This is a genomic window from Nonomuraea sp. B12E4 (assembly GCF_039871825.1).
In the GTDB taxonomy this organism is placed as follows: domain Bacteria; phylum Actinomycetota; class Actinomycetes; order Streptosporangiales; family Streptosporangiaceae; genus Nonomuraea.
In genome coordinates this window covers 121,531-135,532 of record NZ_JBDPME010000003.1, presented here as the reverse complement: position 1 = coordinate 135,532, position 14,002 = coordinate 121,531, and the positions used below count along the sequence as shown (strand labels likewise).

Here is a 14,002-nt window from a genome sequence, read left to right as displayed (position 1 = left end):
TTTCCTCCTCGGAGTCAAATACCAGGCGAACCGCGAAGCACGCGGCTCACGGCGTCGACCACCAACTCAGGACCCGCATGGGGGATGATCGCGGCGATGTGGCAGTCAGGTCTGACCAGCCATGCTTCATCGGGCCCGGCGTCGAGCTTCTCGGCCAGTGAGCCGGACCCGTCCATCTCCGCGAGCCCGCGTACGGCGAGCGGCGCCGTAATGACCTTGCCCAGGACCTGCGCAAACAAACGCGAATTGCACATTTCGCCCAGGAGAACAAGAAAGCCGTCCCGGCAGAATTCGCGCAGCCTTCCCGCTGGAAGGCTCATGTCGGGCAGGATGACGCCGGGCGCGGGCACGCACAACGCGCCCTTGGGCGGCCTGCCCCGGAACGGCCGTTCCGGTTCTGGCGTGGTGAGCGGCGAGTCCACGTACCAGTACGGCTCGGCGAACCGCCCCGAGTCCACCTCCTCGGCCCGCCCCCCTTCCAGCACCGCCCGCCGGTGCATGCGCTCCTCCACCGTGCGGGGCGCGAGGAAGCGCATGGTCGCGCCGGTGACCTCCAGGTTCTCCCTGGCGGCCGCGTGCCGCTCGACGTGGTACGTCTCCAGCAGATCCTCCTCGGCCCAGCCGTTGAGCACGAAGGCCAGCTTCCAGGCCGCGTTCTCGGCGTCGCACACGCCGGAGTTGAGCCCCCGCGCGCCGAACGGGGCCACCAGGTGGGCGCAGTCGCCGGCCAGCAGGACCCGGCCGACACGCATGCGGGAGGCGATGCGCGAGTGGAAGCGGTACGTGGTGTGCCAGAGCAGCTCGTACGACCGTTCTCCAATGATTTGCCGGATTTTTCGCGAAATATCGGCTTCTGTTGGGATGTAGTCGGGCGCGATCTGCCAGTCGATCCGGAACGTGCCCCCGGGGCAGGGGTGGATGAGCACCTGCCGGCCGGGGTTCCACACGGGGTCGAAGTAGAAGCGGCGCTCGCTCTCCCAGTCCGGCAGGTCGGCCTTGATGTCACAGATCAGGAACTGGTCCTCGAACGTCTCGCCGTCGAACGTGACGCCGAGCGCCTGCCGTACCGGCTGGGACCTCGCCCCGGTGCAGGCGAGCACGTAGGGCGCGCGCAGGGGCCGCTGCCCGCAGTGCACGGTGACGCAGGCGGCGTCCTGGGTGAGGCCGGTGACCTGGTGGCCCCAGCGGACCTCGATGAGCGGCTGGGCGGCCGCGGCCTCGTCGAGGAGCTGCTCGGTGCGGGCCTGGGAGATGTTCACGCAGGCCGGCAGCGGCTCCTCGCACTCGAACGTCCAGGAGAACAGCTCCTTGCCGCGGTAGTAGGTGCGCGCCGTGGTCCACGCCAGGCCCTCCACCGCCACCTTGCCCGCGCCGGCGGCGGCCCAGATGTCGAGCACGTCGCGCTGCTGGCAGATGGACTTCGACCCGACCCGCTCCCGGCCCGGACGCTGGTCGAGCACCAGCACCTGGATGCCCCAGCGGGCCAGCAGCAACGCGGCGCTCAGCCCGACGGGCCCGGCGCCGACCACGATGACCTGTGCCTGGGTGCTCATCTCTGGAGCCGGTCCCACACTTCGCGGTCGCGCTCGGCCGTCCAGATCCGCGGCCGCTCGACACCGTGGAGCTCGTCCCACAGCCTGGAGACGTTGAACGGCAGGCAGTGCTCGAAGATGGGCCAGGAGCCGTATTGCGGCGCCAGCGCCCCGTGGGTGCGGCGGAAGGCCTCCTCCAGGGTGCCCGCCGCGCCGACCTCGCGCAGCATCACGGCCAGGAAGTCGCGGGTCTGGGCGATGGCCGCGGCCACGCCCCGCTCGCCCCTGGCCACCACTCCCCTGCCGCCCACCAGGGTCCGCGCGCCGAAGGCGGCCACCCGGTCCAGCGTCGCCGACGACCAGTCGCGGTGGAAGGCGTCGCCGGTGTAGAGGGCGGCCTGGGACTCGACCAGGTCACCGGCGAACATGATCCGCTGCCGGGGCAGCCACGCCACCAGGTCGCCCTCGGTGTGGCCGCGGCCGCAATACCGCAGCACCAGGTCGCCGCGCCCGCCGCCCAGGTCGATGGTGAACCTGTCGCTGAACGTCGCCGTGGGCCACGTCAGGCCCGGGATCGAGGCGGGCTCCTTGAACAGGCGGGGCATCCTGGCGTACTCGCTGGCCCAGTCCTGCTCGCCGCGCTCGGCGATCAGCTCGCGGGTCTTCTCGTGCGTGACGATCACCTCCGCCCCGAACGCCGACGCGCCCAGCACCCTGACCGCGTGGTAGTGGGACAGCACCAGGTATCTGATCGGCTTGTCGGTGTGCTCGCGCAACCGCGCCAGCCACTCCCTGGCGGCCACCGGCGTGGCCAGCGCCTCGAAGCAGACGAGGAAGTCCTCGCCCTCGATCGCGCCCACGTTGGGGTCGCCCTCGGCCGTGAGCGCGTAGACGCCCTCGGCCAGCACCTCCAGCGACTGCTGCTTCTCGCCGAGATCCGCCGACGAGGCGAACGGCCTGGCCATCAGCCCTCCTCCCGGAACGCGCTCACCACTCGTAGAATCCCTTCCCGCTCTTGCGGCCCCGGACATCCCCGGCCCTCCCGCCGAGCACCTCATGCCCAGATCCCGCCGCCTCAGGCGGGGCGCCGGGCATGGCGGTCGGCCTCTTGACAGGGATCGGCCGGACGGTGAATTGTTTACCGAACATTCGGTCAGTTGACAAGGGAGGCTTGCGTTGGAGAGCGCGCGTCGCATGATGGCCGCCGACACCGCCTCCGCCGCCCTGGGCATCGAGCTGGTCGAGCTGGCCGAGGGCCGGGCGGCGTGTCGCATGGCCGTGACCCGCCAGATGGTCAACGGACACGACCTCTGCCACGGCGGATACGTGTTCCTGCTGGCCGACACGGCGTTCGCGTGCGCGTGCAACAGCCACGGCCCCGTGACGGTCGCGGCGGGCGCGGAGATCACGTTCGTCGCTCCCGCCCGCGAGGGCGACGTCCTGGTGGCCGAGGCGGCCGAGCGCACCCGCTTCGGGCGCAACGGCATCTACGACATCACGGTGCGCGGGCCGGGCGGCCGGGTGGTCGCCGAGTTCCGCGGCCGCAGCAGGGAACTGACCTGAGGGTGTGAGGCGCATGAGGTTCGGCGATCCCCCCGCGCGGGACGAGCTCGACCCGATCGAGCGGGTGTCCCGCGACGAGCTCGCGGCACTGCAGCTCCGACGGCTGCGATGGACGCTCGGCCACGCCTACGAGAACATCCCGTTCTACCGGGAGAAGTTCGACGGCGCGGGGGTGCACCCGGCCGACTGCAAGGAGCTCGGCGACCTGGCCCGCTTCCCCTTCACCACGAAGCAGGACCTGCGCGACCACTACCCCTTCGGCATGTTCGCCGTCCCGCGCGAGCGGGTGGCCAGGATCCACGCCTCCAGCGGCACCACCGGCAAGCCCACCGTGGTCGGCTACACCAGGAACGACGTGGACGCCTGGGCGGAGGTCATGGCCCGCTCGATCCGCGCGTCCGGCGGGCGTCCGGGGGACATCGTGCACGTGGCCTACGGCTACGGCCTGTTCACCGGCGGCCTCGGCGCGCACTACGGGGCCGAACGGCTGGGGTGCACGGTGGTGCCCGTCTCCGGCGGCATGACCGCCCGCCAGGTGCAGCTCATCACGGACTTCCGGCCCCGCGTCGTCATGGTGACGCCGTCGTACATGCTGGCTCTGCTGGACGAGTTCGAGGCGCAGGGTCTGGATCCGCGGGAGTCGTCGCTGCGGATCGGGATCTTCGGCGCCGAGCCCTGGACCGAGCAGATGCGCGTGGAGATCGAGGAGCGCTTCGACGTGCACGCCGTGGACATCTACGGCCTGTCGGAGGTCATGGGCCCCGGGGTGGCCAACGAGTGTGTGGAGACCAAGGACGGCCTGCACGTCTGGGAGGACCACTTCTACCCCGAGACGGTCGATCCGCTGTCCGGGGAGCCGGCGGAGGCGGGCGAGCTGGTCTTCACCAGCCTCACCAAGGAGGCCATGCCGGTCATCCGTTATCGGACGCGCGACCTGACCAGATTACTGCCGGGCACCGCCAGACCGGCGTTCCGGCGCATGGAGAAGGTCACGGGCCGGACCGACGACATGATCATCGTGCGCGGGGTGAACGTGTTCCCGACCCAGATCGAGGAGCTCGTCCTGCGTACGCCGGGCCTGTCGCCGCACTTCCAGCTCCACCTGACCCGCCCGGAACGGCTGGACCTGATGACCGTCAGGGTCGAGGCGCGCCCCGGCCTCACGGACCGGGAGGCGGCGGGCGAGGTGCTGCGTCAGGCGGTCAGGGACACCGTCGGCGTGCGCGTGGAGGTCGAGGTGGTGGACCCGGAGACGCTGGAACGTTCGGTCGGCAAGCTCAAGCGCGTCATCGACAGGCGGACAACCAGGGATAATTAGCGCTATGGCCGCTCCGACCCCGACCCGCCCGCGCAGGCGCGGACATGACCCCGAGTCCGTCCTGTCCATCGCCGTGGACGTCTTCAACGAGCGCGGCTACGACGGCACCAGCATGGAGGACCTGGCCAGGGCGCTCGGCGTCACCAAGTCGGCCATCTACTACCACGTGCCGGGCAAGGAGCAACTGCTGGCGCGGGCGCTCGACCGGGCGCTCGACGGGCTGTTCGCGATGGTGGCCGACGAGCCCGCCGGGCCCGCGATCGAGCGCCTGGAGTGGGTCGTGCGGCAGAGCGTGCGCATCCTCGCCGACCGGCTACCCTACGTGACGCTGCTGCTGCGGGTGCGCGGCAACAGCGTCACCGAGCAGGCGGCGCTGGAGCGGCGGCGGGAGTTCGACCGGTTCATCAGCCGCCTGGTCATGGAGGCGGCGGCGGACGGCAGCATCCGGCCCGACGTGGATCCGGCGCTGGTCACGCGGCTGCTGTTCGGGACGGTCAACTCGATCGCAGAGTGGTACCGGCCCACGCGCGGCGCCTCGCCGGACGACGTGGCGGACGCGCTGCTCAAGATGGCCTTCAACGGCCTGCGCGCCGAACCGGCCGCGCGCGGCTGACGGGCCCGGGGCCGGGGGTGGCTAGCCTTCGAGCTCGTCGTGCCGTCCTGGATCGACTTCCGGCTTCCGTTGGTCACGCGGCACCGGTTGCTTGACGCGCAGGTCGTCGCGTATGACCTGGCCCAGCTTCTTCGTCGCGATCCGGTTGAGCGCACCGCCCGCGATCGCGCCGGTCAGGAAGGGGCCGAACGTGGTCAGGTGGCGCCCGAGCGTCCGCATCAGGCGGTTGCGGAGAGCCGTCTTGGTGGCCGCGCCTAGCGCGAGCGAGACGGAGGTGGGCGCGAGCGGGTCGATGCCGCGCTGCTTGGCCCAGGCCGCGGTGAAGGCGACGGCCCGCTGGGTGCCGTTTCCGTCCACGCGTACGCCGTAGACCTCGTGCAGTTCGGCCAGCAGCTTGACCTCGATGGCGGCGACGACGATCGTCTCGGCGACGAGCTGCGCTGGGGCGGAGAGCAGGAGGGGCGGTGCGGCGAACTCGGCCGCCGCGAGCGCTCCGCCGATGGCGCCGACCGTCATCGTGGCCTTCTGGGCGGTGCGCACCAGATCATCGGCGAGCTCCTCGCCGGTCAGGCCGTGATGGTGCTCGGAAAGAGTGTGCAGATCCCTGATCGGGATGCGGGGCGCGATGTTGAGGAAGACGTCGGCCAGCCAGCGCCCCCGGCCCGCGCCGTTCGCGCGCGCCTTCTTCGCCCCGGTGGACAGGGCCTGGGCTAGTCGGCCGAGCAGCCTGCGCCGCTCGGCCGGCTCGAGCTCACCAGATGTGGCGAGCCTGCCTACGAGCTCGCCGACCTCATGATCGGGGTCGGCGACCTCACTGCCTGGTCGGTGGTGGTCCTTCTCCGGTACGGCCACGCGATTGCCTCCTTATCAGGCGGCGCACTCCCTGCAGACCTGCTGGCCGTTCCGCTCAGCGGCCAGCTGGCTACGGTGATGCACCAGGAAGCAACGCGAGCAGGTGAACTCGTCGGCCTGACGAGGGATCACCCGCAGGGAGAGCTCCTCGTTGGACAGGTCGGCGCCGGGCAGCTCCAGCGACTCGGCCAGGTCGGTCTCGTCGATGTCGATACTGCCGGACGACTTGTCCGTGCGCCGCGCCTGGAGTTCCTGGAGGCTGTCTTCTCCCAGGTCGTCGTCGGTCTTGCGCGGGCTGTCGTAGTCGGTAGCCATTGTGCTTACTCCATCCCCCTCATCTATATGTCTTCGCGCTCGTCGCGCGTCTTCTAACGTCCGGGAGGCCCATCTTGTGCCCGTTCCGTCGGGGAGATTTCCCATCGGTACCCCGCTGGAACGGACAACGAACCTCCCAACACGTCAGGGCCTGCTGCCGTCGGCAATGGTTAGCCAAATATGGCGAAACCCACAGCCTTGGCCGCATGCACCACCGTGTTCGACGGCACATCCAACCACATGTGCGCCGGGAACGAGACGCCCCCTGTGCATCAACACGCTGACGAACCGCCCGAGCATGCCGCCCGTCAGCGTCCGGGAAGCCGAATGGTGACCACGAGCCCTCCACCATCACGCGGCACCGCGGCCACATTTCCGCCGTGCGCCTGGACCACCGCACGGACGATGGACAGCCCCAGACCTGCCCCCTTGGCCGATTCCACGCGGTCCGCATGGAGCCTCCTGAACGGCTCGAACAAGCTGTTCACCTCGTACGCCGGGACGAGTTGCCCCGTGTTCGCCACCTGAACAACCAAGCCACTGCCCGCCATTCCCGTCCGGATCCAGACTTTTCCGTTTTCGGGAATGTTGTACTTCACCGCGTTCTCCAGCAGGTTGCTGATGCAACGCTCCAGGAGCACCGGGTCTCCTGTGGTAGGCGCGCTGACCAGTTCGGTCGATACGGTAACCCCGTGTTCCCCGGCGAAGGGCATGACCTGTTCCACCGCCGTCTGAGCGACTTCCTCAACGTCGAGCGGTTTGCGCACCGCGAGTTCGCGTTCGCTCCTGGCCAGCAACAGCAGCCCCTCGATGAGCTTCTCGTTACGCGCGTTGACTTCCAGCAGGGTCCGGCCGAGCGCTTTGAGATCCTCCGACGCCTCCGGGTCTGACAGCGCGATCTCCAGCACGGTCCGGTTGATCGTCAAGGGCGTTCGCAATTCGTGGGAGGCGTTGGCCACGAATCTCCGCTGGGTGTCGAAGGCGATGTTGAGCCTGGTGAGCATCGCGTCGAAGGTGTCGGAGAGCTCCTTCAGCTCATCGTTCGGGCCTTCCAGCGCGATGCGCTGGTGGGCGAGGGTGCTCTCGGACAGCTTGCGGGCGGTGGCGGTCATCTGGGCCACCGGGCGCATGGCACGGTCGGCGACGAAGTAGCCGATGATCAGCGCCAGGATGCCCACCCCGAGCAGCGCGAGGAAGGCGCTGTTGAACAGCGCGTTCCTGGCGTTCGCGACCGCCAGCTGCTGCCACTTGGTCCAGGAGTCCTGGGCCAAGCGATCCAGGTTGGGGGGCAATCCCGTGTCGAGGGTCGGCCACGCGTTCTCGATCGCCGTGCCCAGGATCATGTAGACCGAGAGGAGCAGCACCGCGGCGGCCGCGAAGACGAGCGCGCCGTAGGTGAGCGTCAGCCGCCAGCGGATGCTGACCTTCTCCGGGAGCCCCTTCATCCACTCCATGGTGCTGCGCTGGACGGGCGCCTGCCCAGGCGGGGGCGGGCCGTCCCAGGCGGGCGGCCCGACCGGCGGCGGTGCCTCCTGCACCCGCGTCGCCTTCCTCGACGAATGGGGGCTGATCATCGGATGCGTCGGCCCCGCTTCACGCTCCGGCCTGTCAGTCACAACTTGTACCCCACCCCGGGCACGGTCTCGATCACCTGAGGCTCGCCCAGCTTCTTCCGCAGTGTCATCATGGTCACCCGGACCACGTTCGTGAACGGGTCGATGTTCTCGTCCCACGCCTTGTCCAGCAGGTCCTCCTGGCTGACCACGGCGCCGTCGGCGCGCAGCAGCTCCTCCAGGACCGCGAACTCCTTCTTGGTGAGCACGACCTCCTTGCCGTCGCGCCGCACCAGCCGCTTGCCCGGGTCGAGCGTGATCCCACCGCGCTCCAGGACCGGCGGCAGCGCCGGGGCCGAGCGCCGGCCGAGCGCGCGCACCCGCGCCACCAGCTCGATGAACACGAACGGCTTGGCGAGGTAGTCGTCGGCCCCCAGACCGAGCCCCTCCACCTTGTCGTCCACGTCGCCGGAGGCGGTCAGCATCAGGATCCGCGAGGCGGTGCGCTGCTCCACCAGCCGCCGGCACACCTCGTCACCGTGGACCACCGGCAGGTCGCGGTCCAGCACGATCACGTCGTAGTCGATGTAGGAGGTCCGCTCAAGAGCACCGCCCCCGTCGTAGGCGACGTCGACCGCCATGGCCTCGCGCCGTAGGCCGGTCGCGATCGCGTCGGCGAGCACCCGCTCATCCTCTACCACCAGCACCCGCACGCTCGGTACACCTCTCTCCGATCAGGTCACTCATTCTGGTCACAGCCTCGATAAGCGCACGGTAAGGCATGTCCAGGGATGCGTGACCCCCTGGCGAGACGAACCACACGAAATTCATGTTTCGGCAGCGGACCAGCCGGGGTATGCATGCGGACACCCCATTCCCCGGTTATCTACCGGCTATGGGAAACTTCGCCCCACGCACAGCACGGACCCCCAGAGAGTAGGTGAGATGGGCGAGTTCACGACCACGATCGAACAACGCCTCGACCAGGCTTACAGGGGCCTGCGGGAGGCCCGTAGCGTCGGCGACGACTACCTCGCCGACACGCTCACCGCCGAGATCGAAGACCTGCGCCGCCTGGCCGACGATCATGGCATCCCGCTGCCCCGTTAGACGCACGAGACGGCCGGAGCCCCGCTCCGGCCGTCCCGTCCCGTCGTGCGCCCTCGTATCAGGCGTCCCGCTCGGGGTCCAGCGACACCAGCACATCGTGCAGTTCCCCGAACAACCCCGGTGCCGCGCACAACGCGAAGTCGGGGCTGACCGGCCGGCCGCGCAACCCGCCGAGCCGGGCGCCGGACTCGGTGGCCACCAGGCCGGCCGCGGCGAAGTCCCAGTAGTTGACGCCCCGCTCGTAGTAGGCGTCCACCCGGCCCGCCGCGAGCGAGCAGATGTCGATCGCGCACGAGCCGCCGCGCCTGATGTCACGCACCTTCGGCAGCACCGCCGCGACCACCTCGCCCTGGACGGCGCGCCTGGCCACCGAATAGCCGAACCCGGTCGAGACCAGCGCCTGCGCCAGTGGCACGCCGGTGTTGCAGCGCAGCCGTACGTCGCCGAGCCAGGCGCCGGAGCCGAGCGCGGCGGTGTAGACCTCGCCGCGCGCGGGCACGTTGACGACTCCGGCGACGACCTGGCCGTTGACCTCGACGGCTATGGACACCGCCCATTCCGGCAGGCCGTACAGGAAGTTGACGGTGCCGTCGATGGGGTCGACGATCCAGCGCACGTCCGATTCGCCCGGCTCCTCGCCGCCCTCCTCGCCGAGGATCCGGTCGCGGGGCCTGGCGGCCAGGATGCGCTCACGGATGAGCTCCTCCGAGGCCGTGTCCAGGGCGGTCACCACGTCCGTGGGGCTGGACTTGGTCGCGACCTCCTCCGACATGGTGGGGCGTTTGGCCAGCAGCATGTCCCCCGCCTCGCGGGCGATGTCCTCGGCCAGCCGCAGGAAGTCCGTCATCACGCCACCGAGTCCGGGCGCTTCCACTCCTGGCCCAGCACGTGCTGGGCGAGGAAGGCGAGCACCGTCTCGTACCAGGCGACGGCGTTGCCGGGCTTGAGGACCCAGTGGTTCTCGTCCGGGAAGTACAGGAACTTCGCCTCCACGCCGCTGCGCTGCAGGTCCCACCACAGGCGCAGGCCCTCGCCGATCGGCACGCGGTAGTCCTTGTCGCCGTGGATGACGAGCATCGGCGTGGTGATCTTGTCGAGAGAGTGGTGCGGGGACAGCAGGTCGTAGCGCTCGGAGCCGGGGGCGCCGAACTCGCGCTGCCAGTACACGGACAGGTCGGTGGTGCCGGCGAACTGGTCGAGGTTCCAGAGCGAGGCATGGGTGACGATGGCCTTGTAGCGGTCGGTGTGGCCGGCGACCCAGTTGGCCATGTAACCGCCGAACGAGCCGCCCATCGCGGCGATGCGCTCGCTGTCGATGTCGTCCCTGGCCAGCGCCACGTCCACGATCGCGTCGAGGTCGGCCATGGTGCGCGGGCCCCAGTCGCCCCAGCCGCGGTCGATCATCTCCTGGCCGTAGCCGGTGGACAGGCAGGGGTCGGGCAGCAGCACGGCGTACCCGTGCTCGGCCATGATCGCGGGCTGCCAGCGCCACGCCCAGTCGTTCCAGGAGGAGACGGGGCCGCCGTGGATCCAGAGCAGGAACGGGGCCGGGTTCTCGGCGGAGGCGCCCTCTGGCAGCACCAGCCAGCCGCGGATCGTGGTGCCGTCGTCGGCGGTGGCGGTGATCTCGGTGAGCGTGCCCGGCACCTCGGGGCGTACCGCGGGCGTGGGCAGGTCGGTGATCTCGCCGGTGGCGGTGTCGATCCTGGCCGGGGCGGGGGCGACGCGGATGCCGCTGCGCAGCGCGTAGACGGCGCCGCCGTCCGCGGAGGCGCTGAGCCCGAGGTAGGAGGAGTCGTCCTGGGTGAGCCTGGTGACCTCGCCGTCCAGCGGTACGCGGAAGATCGGGCGGCGGCCCCGGTGGTCGCCGGCGACGTAGACGGCCGTGGAGTCGGGCGCCCATTCGACGTCCGAGGGGAAAAGGCCGGGCGCGTACTCGCGGCCCTCACCGGTGGCCAGGCCGGCGATCCACAGCTCGTGGCGGGCCGAGACCGCAGCCCCGGTGACCCTGCTGCGGGCGCAGGCCACGCGGGTGCCGTCGGGGGAGACGGCCAGCGGGCCGCCGAAGTCGTAGCCCTCCTGGCTGAGCAGGGTGCGCCGCTCACCGGTGGCCACGTCGATGGCCACCAGGTCGGTGCGCCGCTCGCCGTTGGACAGGGGGACGTGCCAGGTCGCGATCACGGTGGCGCCGTCGGGGGTCAGCTCGAACGCGGCCTCGCGCAGCGCCTCGCCCGCGTCGGGGGTCAGGTCGCGTACGTCCTCCAGCCGGTCGGCGCCGAGCCGCGCCACGAACAGCCGGGTACGGCCGGGGCCGAGGTCGTGGTCCCAGTAGCGGATCGGGTAGCCCTCGTGCAGGATGGCGCTGATCCCAGCCTCCTTGCGGGCCTTGCGCTTCTCCTCCTCGGCCGCCTCCTCGCCGTCGAGCACGTCGGAGGAGAACACGACGACGTCGCCGGCCGTACGGACGCCGGAGACGCCGCCGGGACGGGCGGCCACCTGGCGGGCCTCGCCGCCGGTGCGGGGCAGCAGCCAGAGCGCGGGGACCTCGTCGGTGGAGTCCTTGACGGTGACGTCGGGCCGGGCGGAGGTGAACAGCACGTCGCCCGCGTCGGTGAAGACCGCGGCCGACTCGCCCTTGGCGGACCGGGTGAGCCGGTACGGCTCGCCGTCGGCCGGGCGGTCGAGCCGTCCTTCGAGCGGGACGGCCCAGAGCGCGGTGCCGAAGGACTTGCCGTCGGGGTTGAGGGACTGGACGACCGAGATCAGCTTCGAGCCGTCAGGCGAGAGCCGCAGAGAGAGAACCCGAGGGATGGCCACATAGTCACGTATGTCGTTGAATGCGCTCACCCGACCGAACTTACCTCGCGATCGTGGCCACCGGCATCCCGGCATAGGGTTGTCACGTGGGAATTTACGACGCGTTGCTGGTCCTTTCATTCGGCGGTCCAGAAGGGCCTGACGACGTGCTCCCCTTCCTGGAGAACGTCGTGCGCGGCCGCGGCGTGCCGCGCGAACGGCTGCTGGAGGTGGCCGAGCACTACCAGTCCTTCGGCGGGGTCAGCCCGATCAACGGCCAGAACCGCGCGCTGGTCGAGGCGCTGCGCCCGGTCGCGGGAGTGCCGGTCTACTGGGGCAACCGCAACTGGCACCCGTTCGGCGAGGACACCGTGCGCCGGATGCGAGACGACGGGGTCAGGAAGGCGGCGGTGTTCGCGACCTCGGCGTTCGCGGGCTACTCCAGTTGCCGCCAATACTACGAGGACATCGAGCGGATCTCCGTCGAGGACGGCCCCGAGCTGGTCAAGATGCGGCACTTCGGCGACCACCCGGGGTTCGTGGCCGCCATGGCCGACCACACGCGGGCGGCGCTGGAGCGGCTCGGCCGAGACGACGCCACGCTGGTGTTCACCGCCCACAGCATCCCGGTCTCCATGGCCGAGACCGCCGGGCCCGCGGGCGGCCTCTACGAGGCGCAGCTCCGCCGGAGCGCGGAGCTGGTCAACCGGGCGCTGGGCCGGACGGGGCCGTGGGACCTGGTGTGGCAGTCACGCAGCGGCCCGCCGCAGGTGCCCTGGCTGGAGCCGGATGTCTGCGACTACCTCCGCAAGACCGGCGCCCGTTCGGTCGTGCTGGTGCCGATCGGGTTCGTCTCCGACCACATGGAGGTGGTCTACGACCTCGACACCGAGGCCCGGCAGGTGGCCGCCGAGCTGGGGCTGCCGATGGAGCGGGCGGCGACGGCGGGCACGCACCCGCGCTTCGTCCAGATGGTGCGCGAGCTGATGGACGAGCCCGAGCCCGTTCCCTGCGCCCTCACCTGCTGCCCGCCGCCCCGCCGCCGTCCTCGGGCGGCTCAGGAGGGATAGGTGCGGGCGTAGGCCGCGGCGATGGCCATGACCTTGTTCACGTAGTCCCACGAGTGGTTGTAGAACCAGATCGCCTTGCGCAGCCTCTCGCCGCCCTGGCCCGCCTTGTTGGCGCACAGGTAGTTGGCCGCTCCGGGCACCGCGTCGTACGGGCTCCAGATGTCGGATTCGCCGTCGCCGTCGCCGTCCACGCCGTAGTGCTTCCAGGTGGCGGGCATGAACTGCATCGGCCCCAGCGCGCCCGCGCTGGACGGGCCGTTGTTGCGCCCGTGCCCGCTCTCCACCTGCCCGATCGCGGCCAGCACGGTCCACGACAGCCCGGGGCAGCGGGTGGCCGAGGCCTTGTAGAGCTCCAGGTAGCTGCCGGGCCTGCCCACGGTGACCGTCTGCTGCTGTTGCCGCGGCGGCGGCTGCTGCTGTTTGGCGGTGCGGTGCCTGGCGTCCAGCATGAGGACCTGGGCGCCCTTGCCGAGCGCTTTGCGTACCCGTGACTCGCTGATCGCGCCCGGCTTGCCGTGCAGCAGCACCGCCACTCCCGGCGCGAACCCCAGCGACCTGCCGACGTCCGCGCTCACCAGCCCGTCCACGCCCGTGAGCCCGAGCGTGGCCGAGGCCGCGGCGCGCAGCCGCGGACCGCCGTCCACCTGGTAGAGGGCGCCGAGGATCATCCCGAACTTGCGCATCGCGCCGGCGTCGGCCACCAGTTCCCCCCTGGCCAGCGCGCTCCAGACGGCCGGCTCGTCGGCCACCGGCTGCGGCGTCCACGAGCGGAAGGCGGCCGGGTCGACGGCCAGCAGGTTCAGGGTCGTGCCGGACACCTTGACCGCGCCCGCGTCCACCACGGTGACCTTCTGCACGGCGGGAAGCTTGCCCAGGGCGAGCTTGGTCTCCTGCGGCACGGCCGCCTGGGTGATCGCCAGCACCCGCGCCGGAGTCGAGGTCACCCCCGGCCCGCCCGCACCGAACTCCTTGATCGGCTCCTTGATCGGCTCCTGGATCGGCTCCTGGATCGGCGCGGTCGTGGGCACGAGCCGGTCCAGCCGGGTGTCGGGCTGCTGCCGCGGCTGTTTCCGCGCCGGCTCCTGGGCGGTTTTGAGCAGGTCGTCGCCCAGGTACACGGAGATCCCACCGGCCGCGGCGGCGACCACGAGCACGGCGAGCATCATCAACATGACCATGCGGAACGCGGGAAGACCGGACACTCGGGACACGTTAACCCACCCGGCCCATAAAACAGTTGCTCTCGGGATTGTCAGTGCGTCATGGTTAGCTCTCGCGAG

General features: G+C 70.5%; 14 protein-coding genes. 5 read left to right on the top strand and 9 right to left on the bottom strand.

Annotated elements, in window-relative coordinates; all coding sequences use genetic code 11:
* Positions 1-14: 14 nt before the first annotated feature.
* Both ABGB18_RS09375 and ABGB18_RS09370 read right to left on the bottom strand, forming a co-directional pair.
* Positions 15-1,553 carry an FAD-dependent monooxygenase gene (locus ABGB18_RS09375; RefSeq protein ID WP_347695004.1) on the bottom strand — a complete coding sequence of 513 codons (1,539 nt, stop codon included), beginning with the start codon at positions 1,551-1,553 and terminating at the stop codon, positions 15-17.
* Entirely contained in the window at positions 1,550-2,497 is a 948-nt protein-coding gene (locus ABGB18_RS09370; protein ID WP_347695003.1) for an MBL fold metallo-hydrolase, read from the bottom strand. The genes ABGB18_RS09375 and ABGB18_RS09370 overlap by 4 nt, the downstream gene beginning before the upstream one ends.
* 229 nt (positions 2,498-2,726) lie before the next feature.
* Here ABGB18_RS09370 and paaI point away from each other — a divergent pair, with 229 nt between their 5' ends.
* From paaI to ABGB18_RS09355, 3 genes are read left to right on the top strand one after another with little or no spacing between them, the layout of a single operon-like run.
* A complete protein-coding gene (gene paaI / locus ABGB18_RS09365; RefSeq protein ID WP_347695318.1) occupies positions 2,727-3,095 on the top strand; it encodes a hydroxyphenylacetyl-CoA thioesterase PaaI in 369 nt (122 codons plus the stop codon).
* A gap of 13 nt (positions 3,096-3,108) precedes the next feature.
* Positions 3,109-4,413 carry a phenylacetate--CoA ligase PaaK gene (gene paaK / locus ABGB18_RS09360; RefSeq protein ID WP_347695002.1) on the top strand — a complete coding sequence of 435 codons (1,305 nt, stop codon included), beginning with the start codon at positions 3,109-3,111 and terminating at the stop codon, positions 4,411-4,413.
* 4 nt (positions 4,414-4,417) lie between these two features.
* Positions 4,418-5,026: a TetR/AcrR family transcriptional regulator gene (locus ABGB18_RS09355; protein ID WP_347695001.1), complete on the top strand. Its 609-nt coding sequence runs from the start codon at positions 4,418-4,420 to the stop codon at positions 5,024-5,026.
* 21 nt (positions 5,027-5,047) lie between these two features.
* On the opposite strand, the gene ABGB18_RS09350 is transcribed toward ABGB18_RS09355, so the two are convergent.
* The 4 genes from ABGB18_RS09350 to ABGB18_RS09335 all read right to left on the bottom strand — a co-directional run bounded on the left by ABGB18_RS09350 (position 5,048) and on the right by ABGB18_RS09335 (position 8,459).
* Positions 5,048-5,878 carry a hypothetical protein gene (locus ABGB18_RS09350; protein ID WP_347695000.1) on the bottom strand — a complete coding sequence of 277 codons (831 nt, stop codon included), beginning with the start codon at positions 5,876-5,878 and terminating at the stop codon, positions 5,048-5,050.
* Positions 5,879-5,893: 15 nt separating this feature from the next.
* Positions 5,894-6,193, bottom strand: coding sequence for a DUF4193 domain-containing protein (locus ABGB18_RS09345; RefSeq protein ID WP_347694999.1), 300 nt, complete (start codon positions 6,191-6,193; stop codon positions 5,894-5,896).
* 308 nt (positions 6,194-6,501) lie between these two features.
* Complete coding sequence (locus ABGB18_RS09340; protein ID WP_347694998.1) at positions 6,502-7,731, bottom strand: HAMP domain-containing sensor histidine kinase; 1,230 nt, start codon at positions 7,729-7,731, stop codon at positions 6,502-6,504.
* Between the two features lie 74 nt (positions 7,732-7,805).
* Complete coding sequence (locus ABGB18_RS09335; RefSeq protein ID WP_347694997.1) at positions 7,806-8,459, bottom strand: response regulator transcription factor; 654 nt, start codon at positions 8,457-8,459, stop codon at positions 7,806-7,808.
* A 232-nt stretch (positions 8,460-8,691) separates the two neighbouring features.
* Between ABGB18_RS09335 and ABGB18_RS09330 the strand changes: the two genes are divergently transcribed.
* The gene (locus ABGB18_RS09330) at positions 8,692-8,856 is read left to right on the top strand and encodes a hypothetical protein (protein WP_347694996.1); all 165 of its coding nucleotides are present in this window, start codon (positions 8,692-8,694) and stop codon (positions 8,854-8,856) included.
* 58 nt (positions 8,857-8,914) lie between these two features.
* Here ABGB18_RS09330 and ABGB18_RS09325 read toward each other — a convergent pair whose 3' ends face one another.
* Both ABGB18_RS09325 and ABGB18_RS09320 read right to left on the bottom strand, forming a co-directional pair.
* On the bottom strand, positions 8,915-9,703 hold the full coding sequence (locus tag ABGB18_RS09325; RefSeq protein WP_347694995.1) for an inositol monophosphatase family protein: 789 nt from the start codon (positions 9,701-9,703) through the stop codon (positions 8,915-8,917).
* Positions 9,703-11,748 (bottom strand): S9 family peptidase, encoded by a 2,046-nt coding sequence (locus tag ABGB18_RS09320; protein WP_347694994.1) that lies wholly within the window; start codon positions 11,746-11,748, stop codon positions 9,703-9,705. The genes ABGB18_RS09325 and ABGB18_RS09320 overlap by 1 nt, the downstream gene beginning before the upstream one ends.
* 11 nt (positions 11,749-11,759) lie before the next feature.
* Here ABGB18_RS09320 and ABGB18_RS09315 point away from each other — a divergent pair, with 11 nt between their 5' ends.
* On the top strand, positions 11,760-12,722 hold the full coding sequence (locus ABGB18_RS09315; protein ID WP_347694993.1) for a ferrochelatase: 963 nt from the start codon (positions 11,760-11,762) through the stop codon (positions 12,720-12,722).
* On the opposite strand, the gene ABGB18_RS09310 is transcribed toward ABGB18_RS09315, so the two are convergent.
* Positions 12,710-13,924: a lytic transglycosylase domain-containing protein gene (locus ABGB18_RS09310; RefSeq protein WP_347694992.1), complete on the bottom strand. Its 1,215-nt coding sequence runs from the start codon at positions 13,922-13,924 to the stop codon at positions 12,710-12,712. The genes ABGB18_RS09315 and ABGB18_RS09310 overlap by 13 nt on opposite strands.
* Positions 13,925-14,002: the final 78 nt, after the last annotated feature.